A 2,817-nucleotide genomic window follows, 5' to 3' on the forward strand; every position below is an offset into this window, starting at 1 on the left:
CAGGATGACCAAGGCGCCCCGCGCTTTTCTTATTACGTACTCCCTCCAGCCTTTTCTCCCCCTTGCCCTTGTGAACCACCGGCTTTTGCTTTTGTCTCTTCAGCAGCTTTTAACAGCAATTCTTGAATTTTAGCTTTATATAAAGGGCTGTCAATCGTCTCTGTTATGACTTGTTGCAAATGTTGGCGGTAATCTTTACTTTTTAACGCATCTGTCAGTTCTTTTTGGATGGCGGGCTCTTTAAAAACCTCAATCATCATGTTTCTATATTCAGGGTCATTCATTAAACTTTTGAGTAACTTTTCATTTTCTGATTTAATGTTTTTGGCGACGGTTTGGGAAAACTTCGGGTCACTGAATGCCTTTCTCCAGAATTCAACCGCTTTATCTGAAGTCAATGTTTGCTGGATTGTTTGAGAAACGACCTTTTGGTCCATGACCAGCTTTTCCTTCATTTTGTCATCAGACATAACATCCTGTATTGCTTTCTTGCCATCATCGGTTTTGAGAATATCGACAACCATTTTTTTCGTTTGGTCATAGTCCATTTGCTGACCGATACTGTTAGACTCATTGGCTCCACAGCTTGTTAAAAACATGATGAAGGGCAGGAGGAGCAACTTCCGTTTTGCTTTCATTCTTAAGCTCCTTTCACATAAGCATCCTTAAAGTTAGGATGAAGAAAATCCTTAAAAGTTATGCATGATAACGTAAAATCTGGATTTTTCAAATTTTGCTTGGTACAATCAAAGAAATAGTTATTTCATTTTTGTGATAAAAACATATATTTCGACTTCAGGTATATTTCAGTTTCAGACACCTTGCGTTTTTTAAGGAGGTTTCATGTGTGACAAGCCGTAATTGGGTAAGACTTTTTTTCTCCACATTAATAGTTGGCGGAATCACGACAGCTATTGTGGGATTTATTGTTCGCTGGAGTCAATTTCATACTTATCTTACGGAATTTAAAGTGGCAGATATTTTATCTGCTCTGATTTGGCTTATTGTGATGGGATTTTTGTTTAGTGTGATCAGCCAGATGGGATTTTTTGCCTATTTAACCATTCATCGATTTGGTTTAGGGATATTTAAATCTGTTTCACTTTGGAATTCTGTACAAATTGTGCTGATTATTTTTGCATTATTTGACCTGGTTTATCTCCGATATGAAAGCTTCGCTAAACCGGGCAGCCCAGTGTTCCCATATGTGGGACAAGCCGCGCTTATCTTAGTTTTAGGGTTTGTCACAGCCTGGTTTAAAATGAAACAAACAAATCAGAGAGCTTTCATTCCTGCGCTTTTCTTTATGATTGTCGCCACCTTAATAGAATGGGTTCCAGCATTAAGAGTAAAGGAATCAACCTTGTTTTACCCAATGATGTTCACTTTACTGGCTTGCAATGCATATCAATTATTCATTCTTCATACATTAAATCTGCGCTCGGAACTAGAACAGCAAAAACGGGTCATTGAGAAACGAGCAACTGATTCAAATAGGAAAATAACAAAAAAACCGTCCGTTTAACTCATCGGGCGGTTTTTGAGTAAAGGCTATTTAATTTCCTTAGAATGTGCCTCGCCGTTAGTAATCATGTCTGATACTGTAACAAGCTTCAATCTTTTCTGCTGAAGATCTTGTAAAATTAGGGGCAGTGCTTTTGCCGTCTGTTTGGCTGAATCAGATGCATGCAGTAGGACAATGTCGCCTTTTTCTGCTTTATGAACATTGGCAACAATAGCTTTTATACCAGGATTTTGCCAATCCTTTGAATCAATTCGCCAGTGAACAACCGTATACCCGTATCGTTTGGCAATTTTTAAAGTTCGTTCGTCAAAATTCCCAGTAGGTGCACGTAAAAGCTTAATATCCTTAATGTTTAATTTCGTAAAGGCCTCTTGTGCTTTAGAAATATCCTTTGCAATTTGAGCGTCATCCAATTCTGTGTAATCCACATAATTATAACCGAGGCTGCCGATTTCATAGCCATCCTTAACAATTTTATTCACTAGATCAGGATGTCTTTCTGCCCATGAACCTGAGAGGAAAAAAGTTGCCGCTTTTACATTCTCTTTTTTCAATGTATCTAAAATTGGTTCTGCCTTTTCATCGCCCCAGCCAATATTAAATGTCAGGGCAACATCTTTTTCTCCGCGATAAACAGCTTTTGGGCCATCCTTTGCAGAGAAAACAGGTATTTGTGCTATGTTTTCCATATACATAAACCATGCAGTAAAAAACGCAGCAATTAAGATAAGAGCTATATTCTTTAAAGCCTTCCCGTTTAAAATAAAAAAGAAATTCATCCTTTTCCCACCTCGTCCAATACCTTCTAGTCTCAAACCTATGCTGACCCTCAAAAAAATATGTAAAAGTTTAATAATAAAATCTCATTAACTGGAAATTACTACTATAACTAGAATTTTTCTGGAGGTTATTTGATGCTTGGGCTCCTCATTAATGAAAAAGAAGTAAAAGAAATAGAATATTTAATTAAAAGAGAACTCGATGAAATCCTTTTTGACTTAAGAGATGAACGCATTGATCAAATTGTAAAAAGAGCAATGGAAGAAAGGTATAAAGTATTATTTTCCTTATTTAAACGAATTGCATCTCCAAATGAGTGTTTAAAATATATGTGGAAGGGAAAGAAAGGGAGAAAAAAGGGGTAATATTTTTGAAAAAAGTGTTGACACTTTTAAAACAAGTTGATATATTAATAAACGTCGCTACTACCCCATAAACAACTCAAAAAAGTTGTTGACAGAGTTTTTGGTATGTGATATATTGAAGAAGTCGCCTTCAGGGCGTAGAAATAG

At 36.6% G+C, this 2,817-nt stretch carries 4 protein-coding genes; 2 read left to right on the forward strand and 2 right to left on the reverse strand.

What is annotated here, in order from left to right; translation table 11 throughout:
• Nucleotides 1-32 precede the first annotated feature (32 nt).
• Nucleotides 33-638 (reverse strand): spore germination lipoprotein GerD, encoded by a 606-nt coding sequence (gerD, locus tag BFU02S_RS15450; RefSeq protein ID WP_066372594.1) that lies wholly within the window; start codon nucleotides 636-638, stop codon nucleotides 33-35.
• 209 nt (nucleotides 639-847) lie between these two features.
• On the opposite strand from gerD, the gene BFU02S_RS15455 reads away from it, so the two are divergent.
• Nucleotides 848-1,525 carry a KinB-signaling pathway activation protein gene (locus BFU02S_RS15455; protein WP_066372596.1) on the forward strand — a complete coding sequence of 226 codons (678 nt, stop codon included), beginning with the start codon at nucleotides 848-850 and terminating at the stop codon, nucleotides 1,523-1,525.
• Between the two features lie 26 nt (nucleotides 1,526-1,551).
• Here the strand turns inward: BFU02S_RS15455 and pdaB are convergent, their stop codons facing one another.
• Entirely contained in the window at nucleotides 1,552-2,304 is a 753-nt protein-coding gene (pdaB, locus tag BFU02S_RS15460) for a polysaccharide deacetylase family sporulation protein PdaB (RefSeq protein ID WP_066372598.1), read from the reverse strand.
• Between the two features lie 135 nt (nucleotides 2,305-2,439).
• On the opposite strand from pdaB, the gene BFU02S_RS15465 reads away from it, so the two are divergent.
• Nucleotides 2,440-2,670 (forward strand): hypothetical protein, encoded by a 231-nt coding sequence (locus BFU02S_RS15465; RefSeq protein WP_066372600.1) that lies wholly within the window; start codon nucleotides 2,440-2,442, stop codon nucleotides 2,668-2,670.
• Nucleotides 2,671-2,817: the final 147 nt, after the last annotated feature.

This window comes from Neobacillus fumarioli NBRC 102428, assembly GCF_001591485.1.
In the GTDB taxonomy this organism is placed as follows: domain Bacteria; phylum Bacillota; class Bacilli; order Bacillales; family Cytobacillaceae; genus Neobacillus; species Neobacillus fumarioli.